Origin of the sequence: Chromohalobacter nigrandesensis (genome assembly GCF_023061285.1) — a bacterium.
In the GTDB taxonomy this organism is placed as follows: domain Bacteria; phylum Pseudomonadota; class Gammaproteobacteria; order Pseudomonadales; family Halomonadaceae; genus Chromohalobacter; species Chromohalobacter nigrandesensis.
The window spans coordinates 126,623-144,039 of record NZ_JAKGAM010000002.1; the positions used below are offsets into that span (position 1 = coordinate 126,623).

Genomic DNA, 17,417 nt, shown 5'->3' on the forward strand with positions numbered 1-17,417 from the left:
GCCCCGTCCTCACCCTCGCATTCGTGAGTGACCGACATGACCTATCGACTCGACAGACTCTATCGCCTCGGTGCCTGGGGCGCCGCGGCCTGCATGTTGGCGATCTGCGCCATCGTCACTTTTCAAGTGCTGCTGCGCTGCCTGGATGCGCTGCTGGCTGCGGTGGGCAGCGCACCCCTGGGGCTCGAAATTCCCGGTGTCTCGGAAATGGCCGCCTACCTGCTGGTGGGCGCCACCTTCCTGAGCATGGCCTATACCTTCACGCATCACGCGCATATCCGCGTGACGCTGGTCATTTCACGCCTGCCGCCGCGTGCTCGCGTATGGGTCGAGACGCTCTGTCTACTATTGACGATGGCGCTGAGCATGTTGCTCACCTGGGAGCTGGTGGGCCTGGTACGCGAAAGCATCAATTACGAGGATGTTTCTTCGGGTTTGCTTTCCATCCCCCTGTGGATACCGCAAAGCGTTCTCGTCGTCGGCATCGCGCTGATGTGCCTGGCATTGATCGAGACACTGATCGGCACGCTGCGCATCGCCTTTACCGCGCCCGCTTCCTATGTGGCACCCGAAACGGACGGTGACTCATGACCCACCATACGCGAGAGGATGCCTTGTCATGCTGACCCTTACCCTCGTCACGATCCTCGCCCTGGCGCTGCTACTCGGCGGCGGCGTGTGGATCGCCTTTGCCCTGCTGGGTACCGGCTGGATCGCGCTGACGTTCTTCGGCAGCTTCGAGCCCGGACCCATCCTGGCGTCCGACTTCTGGGGCGCCAGCTACGGCTGGGATTTGACCGCTCTGCCAATGTTCGTGTGGATGGGCGAAATCCTGTTTCGCTCGGGTCTTGCCGACAACATGTTTCGTGCCCTGGCGCCCTGGCTCAACCGCCTGCCGGGACGCTTGCTGCACTCCAATATCATCGGCAGCGGCCTGTTCGCCGCCGTATGCGGCTCCTCGGCGGCAACCTGCGCCACGGTCGGCAAGATGACGCTGCCCGAGCTGGAACGCCGCGGCTACGACGGCAACCTTGCCATCGGCACGCTGGCCAGCGCCTCAACGCTGGGCCTGCTGATTCCACCCTCGATCATGATGATCGTCTACGGCGTAGTGACCGAGCAGTCCATCTCGCGGCTGTTCATGGCGGGTATCGGGCCCGGCCTGCTGTTGCTGGGCCTATTCATGACCTACCTGATCGGCTGGTCGTTACTAATCGGCAACCGCCAGCAGCGTGCCGGGCAGGCAGAGGCCCGCATGCCACTGATATCGAAAATCCGCAACAGCGCTCAGTTGATACCGCTGCTAGTACTCATCGGTGGCATCCTGGGCAGCATCTACGGCGGGCTCGCATCGCCGACCGAAGCCGCCGCCGTGGGCGTGGTGCTCTCGATGCTGATCGCGCGAGGCAACGGTCATTTCAACAAGGCCATCTTCCTCGATTCACTCTTCGCGGCGCTACGCACGGCCTGCATGATCGCCTTCATCATTGCCGGCGCCTCGTTTCTGTCCTCGGCGCTAAGTTTCACGCAACTGCCCATGCAACTGGCCAACGCTATCACCGAGATGGGGCTTTCACCGACCATGCTGCTGGTGGTGCTGACGCTCTTTCTGTTGGTGCTGGGCTGTTTCCTCGACGGCATCTCGCTGATCCTGCTGGTCACGTCGATCATCATGCCGCTGATCGAAGGCGCGGGCATCGACCTGATCTGGTTCGGCATCTACTTGGTCATCGTAGTGGAGATGTCACAGATCACACCACCGGTCGGCTTCAACCTGTTCGTCATTCAGGGCCTCATCGGCAAGGACATCATCACCATCACCCGCGCTACCCTGCCGTTCTTCCTGCTGATGATCCTCGCCGTGGTGTTTTTGCACCTGTTCCCCGAGATCGTGCTCTACCTGCCACAAGCGATGAACTGACCGACGTCTTTCCCCGCCTCAACGCCAACGGCCGCTGGAATGCTCCAGCGGCCGTTGTTATATCGAGCCGAAAGGGCTCGAGAGGTTGGCTCGCGGGGCTTACCCACCAGACTTACAAAGGTTTGACGCGCGGCACCGGCGCGGTGGCGTCCTTGGCCAGCGGATTGCGCAGCGGCAAGGCGAACGGCTTGGCGTCGATCTCGAAGACATCCCCCGGCTGGGCGCTGATGCCGTCGCTGAAGCTCAGCGTCGCGGTGCCGAAGAAATGTACATGTACGTCCCCCGGGCGGCAGAACTGCGCGTACTTGAAATGATGCGCCTCGAGATTGGCGAGGCTGTGGCACATGTTGTCCTCGCCGGAGATGAACGGCTTCTCCCATAGAACACCGCCATCGCGCCGGATGCGCGAGGTGCCTTGCACGTCGCTGGGGAGTTCGTCGACGAGCAGCGTCGGCCCGAAGGAACAGACACGCAGCTTGGAATGCGCCAGGTACAGGTAATTCTCGCGCTCGGTGACGTGATCAGAGAACTCGTTGCCCAGCGCATAGCCGATGCGACGCGGCACACCGTTGTTGTCGATAAGGTACAGGCCGGCGACTTCCGGTTCCTCGCCGCCATCCAGCGCGAAATGCGGCATGTTCAGAGCCTCGCCCGGCGCCATGACGATGCCGCCGTCGCCCTTGTAGAACCACTCCGGCTGTACGCCGAAATCATCGCCGGCCGGCTTGCCGCCCTCGAGTCCCTTGCGGAACATCTTCATCGAGTCGGTGAGCGGCGCTTCGCTCTGGTCCGCCTCGTTCATCTGACGGTGCATCTTGTCGCGACCCTCGGCGCTGCCGAGATGCGTCAGCCCGGTGCCGGTGACCAACAAGTGTGCCGGATCGGGATGATCGAGCGGCGCCAACAGTTGCCCTTTATCGGACAACGCCACAGCATCAACGCGTGCGTCTCCCGGCCACTCATCGATCAGCGCGGACAGCCCGACGCCACGCTCAAGCGCCGTGAGCGCCAGGGCATGCACGCTTTCCACGCCTTCCAGGCGGCGAGCCTGAGTCGGGTCATCGTCGATCGCCAGGACCACACGGTCTCCACTGTCGATTCTGGCTTGTGCGAGTTGCATGTAATGGGCTCTCCTGAAGTACTTTGCAGTCTACGGTAACGTTTTTACATATAACCTACTAATGGCTCTTGACAGAAATACCGATATCCATTTTGTTATTGTTTTGTCCTGAGGCCAGACATAATGAGCTCCTTGCCCACTGACTGGTTCATGAAGGTGCGACTAAAGTTGCGCCATTTACAGCTATTCATCGCACTGGACGAGTTGCGCAACCTGCACCGCGCCGCCGAGCGCCTGGGAATGAGTCAGCCGGCGGCGTCCAAGCTGCTGGGGGAACTGGAAGGCCAGCTCGGCCTCGTGCTGTTCGACCGACACCCGCGCGGCATCGCCCCCAACTGGTACGGCGAGACGGTGATTCGACACGCGCGCGGCATCATCTCGTCGCTCCACCAGGCGGGCGACGAATTGAACGCATTGCATGCGGGCAGCGCGGGGAGTGTCTCGGTGGGCACGGTGATGGCACCCGCCGTCACGCTGCTGACCAGCGCGGTGGAGCACGTGCATCGCGACCGCCCTAACCTCAAGGTCAGCATCGACGTGGATGTCAGCCACGAGCTGATTCCGCGTCTCATGGAGGGCGAGTTCGATTTCGCTATCGCGCGGATTCCCTCGACGCTTCCGGCGGGCGATTTCGTCTTCGAAGAGATCGGCGAGGAGGCGCTATGCTTCGTGTGCCGCGCCGACCATCCATTGGCCCAACGCGAGTCGCTGAGCCTGGAGGCGATGGTCGACTACCCCTGGGTATTGCAACCACCCGGTGCCTTGATGCGCCAGCGGGTCGACCATCTGTTCCTGCATCACGGCGTAGCGTTGCCGCGTCAGATCATCGACACGCCGGACATCCTCGTGGCGCTGGCCATGGTCGATAAATCGGATACCGTGACGGTCACCACGCGGCAGGTCGCGGAGCTGCTCTGCGACCAACCGCGCTTTCGCATCCTGCCATTTCCGGAGGCGTTGAGCGTGCAACCCTACGGCCTGGTCAGTCTACGCGAACAGCGCCTCTCACCCGGCGCGGCGGCGTTGATGTCGACCCTGCGCGAGATCATCCGCGGGCACTGAATCGTACCCAAAAAAGATGCGACCACTCGTGGAAGGCCCCCACCTCGACGCGCTGACCGAGCAGGAAGGCATCGGCGACATGGCGTAGCGGTGCCACATCGACATCGCTCTCGCCATTGGCGATGAGCTCGGCAAAGCGTGCGTAGAGTCCGGGATACTCGGCATCATGCACATCGCGGAACGCCGGGGTCGAACACACCCAAGCCGCCAGCCTCCCAGATCCATTCCTGACCGGGATGCCAGCGCTCACAGGCGCTCAAGGTAGGCGCTGCCGCCCAACTGACGCATTTGCCGCTGAATCCACCGGCTACGCTGCTGAATATACGCCGACGGCCGCGATGCACTCCACTCGCGCGGATTGGGCAGAATCGCCGCCAAGCGGCTCGCCTGCGCTGCAGTAAGCTGGTCCGCGCTCACCCCAAAATAATGCTGCGCAGCGGCTTCGAGACCGAACACGCCACTATCCCACTCCACCACATTGAGATACACCTCGAGGATGCGCTCCTTGGGCCACAGAAGTTCGATCAATACCGTAAACCAGGCTTCGAAGCCCTTGCGCACCCAGGTCCGCCCGGTCCACAGGAACAGATTCTTGGCGGTCTGCTGGCTGATGGTGCTGGCACCGCGCAGGCTATCGCCACTGAACCAAGCGTCGAGCGCCTTCTGCATCTGATCGAAATCGAAGCCGTGATGCATGGGAAAGCGCTGGTCCTCGGAAGCGATCACCGCCAGCTTGGCATTGTCGGAAAGCGACGCCCACGGCCGCCACTGCTGCTGAATCGTGATCGGTTCACCGCTCACCCACGACTCGATCTTGCGTTCCAGCATCACCGTTGAACCGAATACCGGCACCACGCGAAACACCAGCACCAGGAGCACCGACAGCCCCACGAAGCCGAGTATTACGAACAACAAAAAGCGCAGTCCCCTGCGCAGCCAATCCCGCGTCATGCGTTAGCCTTATTGGGTCGCAGCATCATGACGAAGGAGTATATCAGGCCTGTTCGCTGGCATGCCGCCGCCGCACGTTCGGCGGCGGCTTTGACGGTGCTTACGTCAGCACGGCGAAGAGTATCCAGGCGAGACCGAAGGCCATCAGCGAAATCGCTGTGGAAACCACGCTCCAGGTCTTGAGCATGGTCTTGGTTTCCATGCCCAGGAAACGCCCGACCAGCCAGAAGCCGGAATCGTTGACGTGCGAATAGCCAATGGCGCCCGCCACCACGGCGACCACGACACATGCCAGCGGCATGCCACTCAGCGAGGAGTCGAGCACCGCCGGGGCGAGAATACCAGCCGCTGTGGTCCCGGCAACCGTCGCCGAGCCTTGCGCGATGCGGATCACCGCCGCGATCACATACCCCGCCACGAGGATGGGCAGCCCCAGTGTCTGCAGGCTATCGGCCAATGCCTCGCCGATACCACTGGCGGTGAGCACGCCACCGAACATGCCGCCCGCGCCGGTGATCAGGATGATGCTGCACACCGGAGCCAGCGCTTTCTCGATGGTCTCGTTGACGGCGCCCATGGCGCCTTTCTCATGGCCGCGCAACAGCAACAGCCACATTGCCAGGCACAAGCTGATCAGCAACGCCACCGGCGTCTCGCCGATCAGCGTCAGCGCGCCAAGCACGGGATTGTCTTCCGGCAAGGTACCCGCGCTGATCAGAGTGGTGATGCCGGTATTCATGAAGATCAGCACCAGCGGCAACAGCAACACCAGCAGAATCGTCGAGAAACGCGGCAGCGTGGTGCGCTCGACTTCGTCGCTGTCGGCGCCGCCCATCAAGTCCGGTACCGGATGAAACGGCGTACGCTTGGCCAGCCACAGCGATAGCTGATAGCCCGCCAGATACCAGGTCGGCAGCCCCACGATAAGCGCCACCAGCAGCACCATGCCGATGTCGCCCTCAAGGAAGACCGCTGCCGCCACCGGGCCGGGGTGCGGCGGTACCAAAGCGTGCATCACCAGAAACGCACCCGCCGCCGGCAACGCATAGATCAGTAACGAGCCGCGCAGCTCGCGCGCGATGGAATAGATCACCGGCAGCATCACCACGAAGGCGGCATCCAGAAAGATCGGAAAGCCGAACAATAAACTGGCGATGGACAGCCCCAGTGGCGCTTTGTCCTTACCGCAGATTCGAATCAGGGTATCCGCCAATACCTTGGCGCCACCCGAGATCGCCACGATACGACCGAGAATCGCACCGAAACCGATCAACAATGCCACGTTGCCCAGGGTCTCGCCGAAACCGGAAAGCAGTGTCGAGAGCAAATCGTCTACGGTCACGCCGGTCGCCAGCGCCGTGGCAATACTCACGATTACCAGGGCAAGGAAGGGATGCAGCTTCACCTTGATAATCAGAAATAGCAGGATGGCGATCGCCCCGGCGGCCACTGCAAGCAGACCCGGCGTCGATAGAGAGAAAGCGAATGCGGTGTCCATACGGTCCTCGCATTGGTGGCTGAACGCCGCTCAGCGACGGCGAGACGACAACCTAATGCGTTTACCGATAGCCATCTAATGTGTTTTGTGGCTAAAAGTGATATCTATTCGATCATCATATTCATACGCCCCCTAAGTATTGGGGATCACACCCATCACAGTCGACCAAAGACGTAAGACCAAAGTCTGCAGCGCAGCGTGGGGCTACCTCAGGAAACCCGCATCGGCCCGGGGATGATGGTCGAGGTGGATATCGACGTCAGCGACGCCGAACCGCGCGATCACGACTGATCGCACGGGCCGAGCGCAAGCGATCGCTCATTTCAAGCCTTCGGCCTGCATGGCGCGCTGAACCGAGCCTCGCTCGGCGATGCGCGCCACGAAGCGCTGCAGATGGGGCCACGCGTCCAGTGAAATATCCACCACCCGCGCCCAGCCGAGGACCGTAAACAGGTAGGCGTCCGCGACGCTGAAGTGCTCGCCCACCACGTAGTCGCGCGACGCCAGGCGCTCGTTCATCAGCGACAGGCGCGTCTCGAGGTTCTTCTGCGCGATGTTGCGCCAGGTGTCGCCACTATTGGGCTTGAAGAAGGGGCTGAAGTTCTTGTGCAATTCGGTGGAGATAAATACCAGCTGGCTCAATAGTTCAAAATACGCCTTGCTCCCCGGCGTGGGCGCCAACTTCGCCTCCGGCACGACATTGGCGACGTAGAGAAGAATCGCCGCCGCCTCGGTCATCACCTCGCCGTCGTCCAGCACCAGGGCGGGTACGTAACCGTTGGGACTGATCGCCAGGTAATCCTCGCCGCTCTCCGTCTTCTTGGCGACCAGATCCACTTTCTCGATCTCGTAGGTCAACTCGGCCTCTTCCAGCGCGATGTGCACGGCCATCGCACAGCTACCCGGCTTGAGATACAGCTTCATATCATGCGCTCCAAGATTGTCATATCGTGTTGCAAAGGTGTGCGTTCACTTCTCCCGAGACACCCTCAATGCCTGGCAATGACGTGCCACCGACAGAGCCACCACGGTGCTGGCATCGCCGATGATCTCACTGCCCCAGAATGCCGCGTAGGCGGCCTCGAATTCCAGAGTGCGCAAGCGTTCGCCGATGCGTGACACCTCATCGGCAGGCAGCGGAATGTTATTGGGATACGACCACATGAACGACGCCATGCGGTCCGGCGTCACCAGCAGCGTGTCTCCCGTCAACAATAGCCCCCGTGCTTCCCAATGCAGCACGCTGGCGCCGGGGAAATGCCCGCCCAGGCGGTGCGCCGTTATCCCCGGTAGCACCTCCAGTGTCTCGCCCTCCCACGGATGCAGCGCCTCGTCCGGCACCATGATCCACTCGCGGTCCGCCGCGTGCACGTACACCGGGCACTCGAACGCGCGGCCCCAGCTCGCCATGGTGGCGTAGTAATGCGGATGCGAAATGACGATAGCCTTTAGCCCGCCCAGCGCCTCGATCAACGTGACCGTCGCCGCGTCCAGCAGGCTCAGGCAATCCCACAGCACATTGCCCTGCGGCGTGCGCAACAAGAACGCCCGCTGGCCGATGGCGAATTTCGGTACCGTGCCCAACGCTAGTAGATCCGGCGCCATCTCGCGAAAGGTATTGGTATGCCCCGCCATTAACGCCGCCGGCGTCGTCCACTGCTGGCCCGATGCCGGCACGTACTGCCGCTCGTCCTCACACACCGGACACCGCGACGGCGGTGTCTCGCTCGCGGGGTACTGCACCCCGCATGTCGCACATAGAAATCCTGGTAACATTATCCTGTCCCTCCCTCGCGTTAGCGCTTGGAACGAGTGTGGGTGAAGGGCGGGGCTGGAGCTAGATTAGTAATGACTCACCTCCAACGCATGTCACCGATCATCAATACAAAAACCGGCGTTTCTCGGCACCCGGTTGAGAGTGAGCATTGACTTGTTTCTTGGCCAGGGCGGCTTATGCCGCCAGAGCGGTCATGCGCCGCGCCTGTCTCACTCTATGCCCGACGAAGGTCGATCTCCAAGCCCGGTGATGTTGCCGGTCGGTTTCAGCGTGTCGACACGACGGGCGCGCTCCAAGCTATGTCGCATACGACTGGAGTAGACGCTTGGCCATGCCCTTGGCAACGAGAGCCGCTTGAGGGTCCGCCATGACATGCGCCTGGACAATCGCGCCTTCCTTTAGAAAGACGAGTTCTTGAGATAATTCGTCGGCTCTCTCGGCATTAACCTGGTATGCATGACGAAATAGCATCTCACGCACAAGGCGCTTATGCGTTTGGCACTGCTGATGATGAACGTTCTGCGGGTCGGTGTATTCCGCGCAGGTATTGATGAAGAAGCACCCATGGAACGGCATGATGGCCTCGTCACGCTCGTTGAACCAGTCATCTAGCGCATCGAATACCGCTAAAAGCGCACCTTCTCCTGGCGGCGCCTGCTCTATGCGTGCTTCAAGCCATGTGCGGAATTGCTGATCTCGATACACCAGCGTCGCCGCGATCAATGCTTCTTTGCTATCGAAGTGGTGATACAGCGTTCTTTTTGCGACTCCCGCCACGTCGATAACCTGATTGATACCGACGGCATGTATGCCATAGCGATAAAAAAGTGAAAACGCCGTGGAGATCAGTTGGTCACGTTTTTCCAATCTGTTGCTTGCTTGAGACAAAGCCCTGCTCCCCGTGGATCAACATAGCTTGATATTTGTATACCGATCTGTCTACCATACACAAGTAGACAGATCGGTATACATCCACCTTCAGGAGTCGGCTCCATGAAATCTCTCCTCCCTCCTATCTTTTCAGCCGCCATTGCGGGATTCGGCGCCATGGCGTGCATCACGCTGCTTGCCTATCTTGAACATCTCGACACATCGATAATGTGGTTGATGGCGCCATTTGGAGCGACGATGGTGATCTTGTTCGGCTTGCCCTCAAGCCCTCTCGCCCAGCCCCGTAATATACTGTTTGGGCATCTCATCACTTCCATGGTAGGTGTCATCATTCTGCATGCCTTAGGCGTGACGCCGCTGTCACTAGGGCTCGCGGTAGGATTGGGCGTCTTTTTCATGCTGATGACCAAAACCACTCACCCACCCGCTGGCGCCAACCCGCTCGTAATCATGTTAACCGGCCAGTCTTGGCAGTTTTTAGTTTTTCCCGTAGGAGTGGGTGCTTTGGCTATATTAGGATTCGGTTTGCTATATCATCGCTTGATCAGCCGTCACGAATATCCGGCGGCCATTCGCGCTCATTCATAAAAAGCTGCTCACTCATGAACGGAGATTAGTTCCATGGAACTGACGACGTGGTTGACCTATGTCGGCGTTATCGCCGCATTGATCGCCTTTCCCGGCCCGGTGGCCTTGTTATGCATGCATCATGGGCTGCGCCATGGTCGCCAACGTGCACTGGCGACGGTGATCGGTGGGGCGACGGCATCGCTGGTGCTCATGGGGCTGTCGTCGTTAGGGCTGGGGGCGATTCTGGCCACGTCGGAGCTCGCCTTCACGTTGCTCAAGGGTGTAGGCGCGGCGTACTTGATCTATCTGGGCGTGCTGGCCTGGCGCGCACCGGTGACGGCGTCGATGACGGACGATACCGCGCAGAGCCCACAGCACGTCGAGCGCACCAGCACGAGAGCCCTCTTCCGGCGCGGTTTTACAGTGGGTATCAGCAACCCCAAGGACCTGCTCTTCTTCGGCGCATTGTTTCCCGGCTTCATCGACCTCGGCGCCCCGCAACTGCCGCAATTCGCGATCCTGTCGCTGACCTGGTTGGCCATCGACCTCGCCACCATGTCGAGCTACGCCACGATGGGGTCGGGGATCGGTCGCTGGTTCCATAGTCCGCGCCGCGTGAAGCTCTTCAATCGCACCACGGGCAGCTTGTTCATCGCCGCCGGTGGGACCTTGGCAGCCTCGCATCGCTGAAGATCCGGGCATTAACCGGCCTGCTGTGCCTGGTTTTCAAGTTCGACGGTCATCTCTTGAGGCAAATCAAGGGCACTGGCCAATTGATCGAGCCAGGCGCGTTCCATCGGGTTTTGTTCATCGATCACGGCGACGCTGATTAGATACATTTCCCGCGCCGCTTGGGGCGAGTCCGCTTCACGGGCCAGCGCTTTGGCATCCAGCGGCGCATTTAGCTGTTGTTCGACCCAGCGGTGCATTTCGTCATCGGCCCCTAATGCATCGATCTGCTCGGTGATCATCGCCTGTTCTTGCTCGTCGATGTGGCCATCGGCTCGGGCCGCCATGATCATTGCCTGCAATAATTCCAGACTCCGCCGCTCCTGGTACTCGCCATTGAGCGTCTCGACACGCTCGCCCTCGCCAGCGGCTTGTGGCTCGCTGCCCGAATTTTTGTTTTGAGAACTTTGCCACGCTTTCCAGGCCAATACGCCGACACCGGCAATAGCACCGTATTTGAGTGCTTTACCGCCCAGCTTGCGGCCCCGCTTGGAGCCGACCAGCATGCCCATGGCACCGCCGCCGAGCAGGCTTTTCATATCGAAGCCGCCCGAAGACCCACCGCTGGATTTATCACCTGAGGCATTGCCGCCCAGTTGTTTCGAGAGGCCACCCAACATGCCTTTTACATCGACACCGCTGCCCTTCTGACTGCCACCGGCTTGTTGCATCAATTGCTGCAGTATTTTGCTTGCGTTCATCCCTCGACTCCTTCGGTAGTCACTGACAACGCTGTTTAACGGATCGATCTTTATGCAGACGGTGCTTTTTAATTCAACAGGCTTCCCTGACGACGGGCCCACACATCAATACGGACCGATGTAGACACCTTGAGTTCGTAGAGCATAGCAAGAACGTGATCAACGCTGCCTCAACGAAGCGGGACATCCTGACACTAGTGCCGACACCGTTGCTTTTAGCGAGATCGCCACGCCGTTTCCCTTCCACAAAAAAGCCACACCCGAAGGCGTGGCATTCCCTTGAAGCCCCTTTGAACAGGGGTCTTGACGGCGCATTATCGTAGTTGTGGTGACGCGGGCCGGATCGCGCGATCAGGCATCTTCCTCGTCGTCGCCGTCTTTGTCACCGAGATAGTCGGCCTTGCTGGAGCGCTCGATCCATAGCGGATTCGTCCAGGCGATGTCGCCATCGGCATCGTCGACTTCCAGCGCGACCCAGCCCTCAGCGTCGCCGGGAATCTCGAAGGTCAACGTCGCGTCAGTGCCGTCGAGGGATTGCGTGGCAATCACCTCGCCGCCCTCGCCGATCAGGCGCGCTTCCTCGAGGCCATTGACGGCGGTGGCGTTCACCGTCCATTCGCCCTTGGCGTCTTCCACCAGGCGCAGGCTGTCACCGAACATGTGGTTCTCCGGGAACAGCAGCGGCCCCTGGGTCGCATAGCCATGGCCGTCCTTGAGGGCTCGGGCGAAGGCGCGCGGGCTCAGTTCGCCAGGCACGTAGCCCATCATGCGGATGCGGCCGGTAAGGTCGTTCCAGGCGTCATGAGTATCGGTACCCGCCGTGAAGTACACACGCGTGCCTTGGTCCCACAAACGGTGTGCAGCCTTCAAGGTCGGCGCATTATCTACCTCGGCGTTCAGCTCGAGCAGATCGAAGCCCGTAGTGAAGCCGCCGGGCACCTTGCCATCACCCAAATTCTGCAGATAACCGTAGGCGTTGTACGGGTGATTCATGGGAATCACCTCGGCACCCAGGCGGTGCGCATCGGCGACGATGTCCTGCACGTCATCGGTGCCGGGGTCGACGTCGAGCTCACCGTTCATTTCGATGGGGAACGGATTCATGTGGCCCCACGAGGGCGAAATCTCGATGGAGGGAATGAACGGCACGCCGCGCTCGGCGGAGAGCTCGCGGAAGGTGTCGTGGTTGGTAGTGGAGTCGTGATCGCTGATGAAGGTCAGGTCGAGATCCGTGGCCAACTGCGCACGCACTACCATGTCCGGCGGCGTGGTGCCTTCCAGCACATTGGCGTGGTGGTGGAGATCGGCGCCGTACCAGTGTTCGTCGTTGGGTTCGACGAGACGCTCGATCTCGACGGTCTTGTCTATCTCTTCGCCGGTTTCGAGGCTGACTTCCAGCGTCTGCTCACGCGCCGTAAAGCCGGCGCCGGCGTTGACGCCCAGGCGGTAATCGCCAGGCGCCAGCTTGAGCTCGGCATGCCCGGCCGGGTCGAGTTCGGTAAAGAAGGTCTGCTTGCCGAGGAATTCCACCGGCGGCTGCTGGCCTTCGAGCACGGTCAGCCGTGCATCGCGCGGGGTGTCGTTGTCGGCGCCGCGAATATCCAGCGACAAGGTGCCGGGGCCGCGCATGTCGTCAAAGGTCAGCTCGCGCTCGCTGCCGGTGGTGACATTCAGTTCGACCGGCTCGGCGTTGGCGAAGCCTTCCGCAGTGGCGTAGGCCTGATACTCGCCTGCCGGCAGCGGCATCGAGAACTTGCCGTCGTCGGCCAGCGTCCAGGCGTAGGGCGCGCCTTCCTTCTCGATCATTACCAGGCCATTGGCGGGTGCTTCGCCGTCGCCATCGCGTAGTTGGCCGTGAATCTCGCCGCTATCGAGATTCTTGCGCTCTATCTCGCTGGCCACCACCGGCGACAGATCGCCTTCCGGCACCACCTGCAACCAGCCCTCGAAACTGCGCGACTCGCCGGCCTTCAGGCTGTGCTCGAGGTACATGTCCTGGCCTTCGTAATTGATGCGGTCGAAATACGGCGCATGCAGGGCGAAGGCCCAGCCCTGGTCATAGGCGACCATGCGGTCGGTGAGCGCGTCGCTGGCCTCGGTTTCCTTGGCGTCGCCCAGGCCGGGTACGCCAAACAGATAGCCGGTATCCGGCCATAGCGTGAAGCCGGAGCGAATGGCTTCCAGCGGCTCGTCGCCCTGGTTGTCGAGCACCGTTTCCAGATGCACGCGGTCGCTGTCGGCGTCCAGCGTGTAGGTCGTCTTGACCATCGTCTCGCCGAAATTGCGGCTGACGCGGATCACCGCGCGCTCGGGCGACTTCTCAACGACCTCGACCTTCTTGCCGTCGTTGGGCCAGGCGGACCAGTTGTTGGGGATGAAGTCGGCGAAGGCGACGCGATCGAGATCGATCTCGCCGGCCTTCACCGCCGCCAGGTCGACCAGGGTGCCACGCGGCACGCCCCAAGGTGGCCGCGACTCGACGGCCAGCGCGAAGGCCAGCTTGTCGTTGGCAACGGTAATGTCTTCGGCGTTAGTCGCCTCGCCATCGGGAATGTCGGTCGCGCCGCGCGTAACACTGACATCGGCCTGCGCCAGCGAGGCGGCGCCCAGCGTCAGTGCCGCCAGCGGCGCGAGGTGCCATCGAAAATGTGTCATGAGACTCCTCTGATATTGAATTATTATCCAAAACTGTCCTTTCCATTATTCATAATTTTGATTGTGCGTTCAAATTACGCTCGCTTGCGAACGAGCGCTTGCCCTGAAGCGCACTCCAGGGTTGTAGAATCGAAATATATTGGCCGACGAACGATACGAGGTTTTCTCATGGCATGCTGCTGCGGTTCTTCCCCTTCTCCACAATCAACGCCGCGTTACCGGCGCGTGCTGTGGATTGCGCTGCTCGTCAACGCGGTAATGTTCGGCGTCGAGATGCTGGCAGGCATGAAGGCGGATTCGACTTCGCTGATGGCCGACTCGCTCGATTTCCTCGGCGATGCGGCGAATTACGCCATCAGCCTCGGCGTACTGGGCATGGGCCTGATCTGGCGTGCTCGCGCGTCGCTGGTCAAGGCCGCGACCCTGGCCGGGTTCGGTGTCGTGGTGCTGGGCGTGACGTTGCATAACCTGCTGGCGGGTAGTTACCCGGATGCACCCACCATGGGTGCGGTAGGGTTGTTGGCGCTGTTCGCCAACCTCGCGGTACTGCTGCTGTTGATGCGCTATCGCGAGGGCGACAGCAATATGCTAAGCGTGTGGATCTGCACGCGTAACGACGTTATCGGCAACGGAGCGGTGCTGCTCGCCGCACTGGGCGTGTTCGGCAGCGGCACCGCCCTGCCCGACCTGATCGTCGGCGGGGTGTTTGCGTTTCTTTCGCTGTCCGGCGGGTGGAAGATCGCCCGTCAGGCACGCGGCGAGCTGCGCCAAGCGCGCGAGGCAGAGAGACTCGGCATGCCGTCCACCGAGCCTCGTTGAACGGCGCCTCGCGCGGGGCATTCTGCCTCTTCTCAGAACTCGATAGCGACGTTGCTCTTGGGCGTGCTGCAGCAACTCAGGATATAGCCATCCGCTTCGTCGTCCTCGGTGATGCCGCCGTTGTGCTCCATGTTGACGTCGCCCGAGAGTTTCTTGACCTTGCAGGTCCCGCAGATGCCCATCCCGCAAGCCTTGGGAATATGCAGGCCAAGCTTGGCGGCGGCGGAATGCACGGTTTCCTCGGGTAGAATACGAATGCTCTTGCCAGTATTGCTGAATTCGACCTGCAGCATATCGGCAGTATCGACGGCCTCCATTTCTGCCTCGGCCTGCTCGGCGAGTTCCTCCACATCCGCCCGGACATCGGCGGGCGTGGCGCCGAACACCTCCTCGTGATAATGGCTCATGTCGAAGCCATGGCTCTTCAGTACCTGCTTGATGGCATTCATGTACGGCGTGGGGCCGCAGCAGAATATCTCGCGCTCCAGATAATCCGGCGCCATCAATTCGAGCATCGCCTGCACCAGATAGCCGCGAAATCCTGCCCAGGCCACGCCGTTTTCATCATCGCGCTCGCAGACGATATGCATCCGAAAATCGGGAATTCGCGAGAAGATATGTTCCAGCTCACGGTGGAAGATGATGTCGCGCGGCGAGCGCGCACTGTGCACGAACTGCAGGTCGACGTTGGCGTTGGTATCGAAGAACCAGCGCGTCATCGACATCAGAGGTGTGATCCCGACGCCACCGGAGAGCATGAGCACCTTGTCGGCGGGATAGTCGATGACGTTGAAATCCCCCACCGGGCCATGCACCACCAGCTCATCGCCGATTTGTAGATTGTCATGCAGCCAGTTGGAAACACGCCCACCGGGCAAGCGCTTGACCGTGATCGAGAAGCTGTAGGGCACCGAGGGTGAACTGGAAATCGTGTAGGAGCGCATGATCGGCTCGCCGTCGATCTCCAGTTCCAGGGTCACGAACTGCCCGGGCTTGAAGAAGAACAGCACCGGCTGATCGGCCATGAAGCAGAAGGTGCGGACATCCCAGGTTTCCTGGATGACCTTCACGCAGCGCACGTTATGGCGCCCATTGGTCCAGGTCTGAGTAGTGACGGGATTGAAGTAGTTCAAGCTCATGAGATGGCTACCTGGTCGCGCGGCGGTATCTGACTGTCAAACGCATTGTGGCCGCCCTCCGCATCGGCCACTTACCTGCCAACGACACGCGCATGTCTGCTCCAGCCGCCGCCACGCGGACAGTCGCCAACTGACGTCGTCACGGCATCGGCGGATGTCGCGGGCAGACAATTCACACTAGTGGCGATACGCCACACTCCTCGACATACACGCCTCTCACGCCCACTCACCCAACGTCATGGCGCCCCCGTTATCCGACACGGCGCACTAAGAGGAAGAGGATGCCTTCATGGATCTGATCGCTACATCCACACTCGACGATCCCTTGGCCGCCGCGCGTGACGCGACCGCCGACATGCTTCGCCAGCGTCGGCGCACGTATTCGCTGCCGCAACCCTTCTATAACGACCCACGCGTGTTCGCGCTGGATATGCAGGAAATCTTCACCCATGAGTGGCTGTTCGTCGGCATGACCTGCGAGCTGCCCGCCAAGGGCAATTACCTGACCGCGCAGATCGGCGACAATCCCATCATCGTGGTGCGTGGCGATCAGGGCACACTACATGCCTTCCACAACGTGTGCCGGCATCGCGGATCGCGGCTGTGTACGCAGGAGAAAGGCAAGGTCGCCAAGCTGGTCTGCCCCTATCATCAATGGACCTACGAGCTCGACGGCCGTCTGCTGTTCGCCGGGCAGGACATGGGCGAGAATTTCGATCTTTCCGAACATGGCCTCAAGCCGGTGGCAGTGAAGAGTGCCGGCGGCTTCATCTTCGTCAGCCTCGCCGAGCAGCCGCCGGCCATCGACGACTTCCTGGCCACGCTGGAGGAGTACCTGGCGCCTTACGAGATGGACAACGTCAAGGTCGCGGCGGAATCGAATATCGTCGAGCAGGCCAACTGGAAACTGGTCATCGAGAACAACCGCGAGTGCTATCACTGCAACGGCGCCCACCCGGAGCTGCTCAACTCGCTGATCGAGTACGACGACACCGACGACCCACGTGCCACGCCTGCCTATCGCGAACTGGTCGCCCGCCAGCAAGCGCATTGGGATTGCCAGCAAGTGCCCTGGGCGCTTCAACGGTTCGGCAAGCAAAACCGTCTGACCCGTACACCGATGATCGACGGCGTCGTGTCGATGACGATGGACGGCAAACCCGGCTGTGGAAAGCTGATGGGGCGTCTGCAAAGCCCGGACATGGGCTCGCTGCGCATTTTGCACCTGCCCAATTCCTGGAACCATTTCATGGGCGATCATGCCGTAGTCTTCCGCGTACTGCCGCTGGGCCCGCAACAAACCCTGGTGACCACCAAGTGGCTGGTCCGCAAGGACGCCCAGGAAGGCGTCGACTACGACCCAGAGTGGCTACGCAAGGTATGGGACGCCACCAACGATCAGGACCGGCAATTGGCCGAGGAGAACCAGCGCGGCATCAACTCCATCGCCTACCAGCCCGGCCCCTACTCCGAGACTTACGAATTCGGCGTGATCGACTTCGTCGACTGGTACAGCGAAACCCTGCTCTCCTACCTGGAATCGGAAACGCCTTCGTTGCAGGTCGTGCAGGGCTGACCCCCGGC

General features: G+C 61.0%; 17 protein-coding genes. 7 read left to right on the forward strand and 10 right to left on the reverse strand.

Annotated elements, in window-relative coordinates; translation table 11 throughout:
• Window positions 1-36 precede the first annotated feature (36 nt).
• Window positions 37-591: a TRAP transporter small permease gene (locus L1073_RS04120; protein ID WP_246897064.1), complete on the forward strand. Its 555-nt coding sequence runs from the start codon at window positions 37-39 to the stop codon at window positions 589-591.
• 28 nt (window positions 592-619) lie between these two features.
• Window positions 620-1,921: a TRAP transporter large permease gene (locus tag L1073_RS04125; protein WP_246897065.1), complete on the forward strand. Its 1,302-nt coding sequence runs from the start codon at window positions 620-622 to the stop codon at window positions 1,919-1,921.
• Window positions 1,922-2,033: 112 nt separating this feature from the next.
• On the opposite strand, the gene araD1 is transcribed toward L1073_RS04125, so the two are convergent.
• Window positions 2,034-3,041 (reverse strand): AraD1 family protein, encoded by a 1,008-nt coding sequence (gene araD1, locus L1073_RS04130; protein WP_246897066.1) that lies wholly within the window; start codon window positions 3,039-3,041, stop codon window positions 2,034-2,036.
• Between the two features lie 123 nt (window positions 3,042-3,164).
• On the opposite strand from araD1, the gene L1073_RS04135 reads away from it, so the two are divergent.
• Window positions 3,165-4,103, forward strand: a complete 939-nt coding sequence (locus tag L1073_RS04135; RefSeq protein ID WP_246897067.1) for a LysR substrate-binding domain-containing protein — start codon at window positions 3,165-3,167, stop codon at window positions 4,101-4,103.
• Here the strand turns inward: L1073_RS04135 and L1073_RS04140 are convergent.
• From L1073_RS04140 to L1073_RS04165, 6 genes are all read right to left on the reverse strand, one after another.
• Complete coding sequence (locus L1073_RS04140) at window positions 4,087-4,353, reverse strand: hypothetical protein (protein WP_425531564.1); 267 nt, start codon at window positions 4,351-4,353, stop codon at window positions 4,087-4,089. The two genes, L1073_RS04135 and L1073_RS04140, sit on opposite strands and share 17 nt — an antisense overlap.
• Window positions 4,350-5,054 carry a monofunctional biosynthetic peptidoglycan transglycosylase gene (gene mtgA, locus L1073_RS04145; RefSeq protein WP_246897068.1) on the reverse strand — a complete coding sequence of 235 codons (705 nt, stop codon included), beginning with the start codon at window positions 5,052-5,054 and terminating at the stop codon, window positions 4,350-4,352. Before mtgA ends, L1073_RS04140 begins: the two co-directional genes overlap by 4 nt.
• A 100-nt stretch (window positions 5,055-5,154) precedes the next feature.
• Window positions 5,155-6,552 carry a GntP family permease gene (locus tag L1073_RS04150; protein ID WP_246897069.1) on the reverse strand — a complete coding sequence of 466 codons (1,398 nt, stop codon included), beginning with the start codon at window positions 6,550-6,552 and terminating at the stop codon, window positions 5,155-5,157.
• Window positions 6,553-6,870: 318 nt separating this feature from the next.
• Window positions 6,871-7,476, reverse strand: coding sequence for a glutathione transferase GstA (gstA, locus tag L1073_RS04155; protein WP_246897070.1), 606 nt, complete (start codon window positions 7,474-7,476; stop codon window positions 6,871-6,873).
• 45 nt (window positions 7,477-7,521) lie between these two features.
• Window positions 7,522-8,328: an MBL fold metallo-hydrolase gene (locus tag L1073_RS04160; protein WP_246897072.1), complete on the reverse strand. Its 807-nt coding sequence runs from the start codon at window positions 8,326-8,328 to the stop codon at window positions 7,522-7,524.
• 298 nt (window positions 8,329-8,626) lie between these two features.
• Window positions 8,627-9,217: a TetR/AcrR family transcriptional regulator gene (locus L1073_RS04165; protein WP_246897073.1), complete on the reverse strand. Its 591-nt coding sequence runs from the start codon at window positions 9,215-9,217 to the stop codon at window positions 8,627-8,629.
• A 105-nt stretch (window positions 9,218-9,322) separates the two neighbouring features.
• On the opposite strand from L1073_RS04165, the gene L1073_RS04170 reads away from it, so the two are divergent.
• Window positions 9,323-9,808 carry an HPP family protein gene (locus L1073_RS04170; RefSeq protein WP_246897075.1) on the forward strand — a complete coding sequence of 162 codons (486 nt, stop codon included), beginning with the start codon at window positions 9,323-9,325 and terminating at the stop codon, window positions 9,806-9,808.
• 33 nt (window positions 9,809-9,841) lie between these two features.
• A complete protein-coding gene (locus L1073_RS04175; protein WP_246897076.1) occupies window positions 9,842-10,480 on the forward strand; it encodes a LysE family translocator in 639 nt (212 codons plus the stop codon).
• An 11-nt stretch (window positions 10,481-10,491) separates the two neighbouring features.
• On the opposite strand, the gene L1073_RS04180 is transcribed toward L1073_RS04175, so the two are convergent.
• Both L1073_RS04180 and L1073_RS04185 read right to left on the reverse strand, forming a co-directional pair.
• On the reverse strand, window positions 10,492-11,220 hold the full coding sequence (locus L1073_RS04180; protein WP_246897359.1) for a tellurite resistance TerB family protein: 729 nt from the start codon (window positions 11,218-11,220) through the stop codon (window positions 10,492-10,494).
• A gap of 351 nt (window positions 11,221-11,571) precedes the next feature.
• Complete coding sequence (locus tag L1073_RS04185; protein WP_246897078.1) at window positions 11,572-13,875, reverse strand: CehA/McbA family metallohydrolase; 2,304 nt, start codon at window positions 13,873-13,875, stop codon at window positions 11,572-11,574.
• Window positions 13,876-14,043: 168 nt separating this feature from the next.
• Here L1073_RS04185 and L1073_RS04190 point away from each other — a divergent pair, with 168 nt between their 5' ends.
• Entirely contained in the window at window positions 14,044-14,694 is a 651-nt protein-coding gene (locus L1073_RS04190) for a cation efflux transmembrane domain-containing protein (protein WP_246897079.1), read from the forward strand.
• A gap of 32 nt (window positions 14,695-14,726) precedes the next feature.
• On the opposite strand, the gene L1073_RS04195 is transcribed toward L1073_RS04190, so the two are convergent.
• Window positions 14,727-15,833, reverse strand: coding sequence for an FAD-binding oxidoreductase (locus tag L1073_RS04195; protein ID WP_246897081.1), 1,107 nt, complete (start codon window positions 15,831-15,833; stop codon window positions 14,727-14,729).
• Window positions 15,834-16,122: 289 nt separating this feature from the next.
• On the opposite strand from L1073_RS04195, the gene L1073_RS04200 reads away from it, so the two are divergent.
• Entirely contained in the window at window positions 16,123-17,409 is a 1,287-nt protein-coding gene (locus tag L1073_RS04200) for an aromatic ring-hydroxylating oxygenase subunit alpha (protein WP_246897082.1), read from the forward strand.
• Window positions 17,410-17,417 lie beyond the last annotated feature (8 nt).

Excerpts from the sequence above, each read along its gene's own strand:
- L1073_RS04120 (WP_246897064.1), top strand. The coding sequence starts at position 37 with ATGACCTATCGACTCGACAGACTCTATCGCCTCGGTGCCTGGGGCGCC.
- L1073_RS04125 (WP_246897065.1), top strand. The coding sequence starts at position 620 with ATGCTGACCCTTACCCTCGTCACGATCCTCGCCCTGGCGCTGCTACTC.
- araD1 (WP_246897066.1), bottom strand. The coding sequence starts at position 3,041 with ATGCAACTCGCACAAGCCAGAATCGACAGTGGAGACCGTGTGGTCCTG.
- L1073_RS04135 (WP_246897067.1), top strand. The coding sequence starts at position 3,165 with ATGAGCTCCTTGCCCACTGACTGGTTCATGAAGGTGCGACTAAAGTTG.
- mtgA (WP_246897068.1), bottom strand. The coding sequence starts at position 5,054 with ATGACGCGGGATTGGCTGCGCAGGGGACTGCGCTTTTTGTTGTTCGTA.
- L1073_RS04150 (WP_246897069.1), bottom strand. The coding sequence starts at position 6,552 with ATGGACACCGCATTCGCTTTCTCTCTATCGACGCCGGGTCTGCTTGCA.
- gstA (WP_246897070.1), bottom strand. The coding sequence starts at position 7,476 with ATGAAGCTGTATCTCAAGCCGGGTAGCTGTGCGATGGCCGTGCACATC.
- L1073_RS04160 (WP_246897072.1), bottom strand. The coding sequence starts at position 8,328 with ATGTTACCAGGATTTCTATGTGCGACATGCGGGGTGCAGTACCCCGCG.
- L1073_RS04170 (WP_246897075.1), top strand. The coding sequence starts at position 9,323 with ATGAAATCTCTCCTCCCTCCTATCTTTTCAGCCGCCATTGCGGGATTC.
- L1073_RS04175 (WP_246897076.1), top strand. The coding sequence starts at position 9,842 with ATGGAACTGACGACGTGGTTGACCTATGTCGGCGTTATCGCCGCATTG.
- L1073_RS04180 (WP_246897359.1), bottom strand. The coding sequence starts at position 11,220 with ATGAACGCAAGCAAAATACTGCAGCAATTGATGCAACAAGCCGGTGGC.
- L1073_RS04185 (WP_246897078.1), bottom strand. The coding sequence starts at position 13,875 with ATGACACATTTTCGATGGCACCTCGCGCCGCTGGCGGCACTGACGCTG.
- L1073_RS04190 (WP_246897079.1), top strand. The coding sequence starts at position 14,044 with ATGGCATGCTGCTGCGGTTCTTCCCCTTCTCCACAATCAACGCCGCGT.
- L1073_RS04195 (WP_246897081.1), bottom strand. The coding sequence starts at position 15,833 with ATGAGCTTGAACTACTTCAATCCCGTCACTACTCAGACCTGGACCAAT.
- L1073_RS04200 (WP_246897082.1), top strand. The coding sequence starts at position 16,123 with ATGGATCTGATCGCTACATCCACACTCGACGATCCCTTGGCCGCCGCG.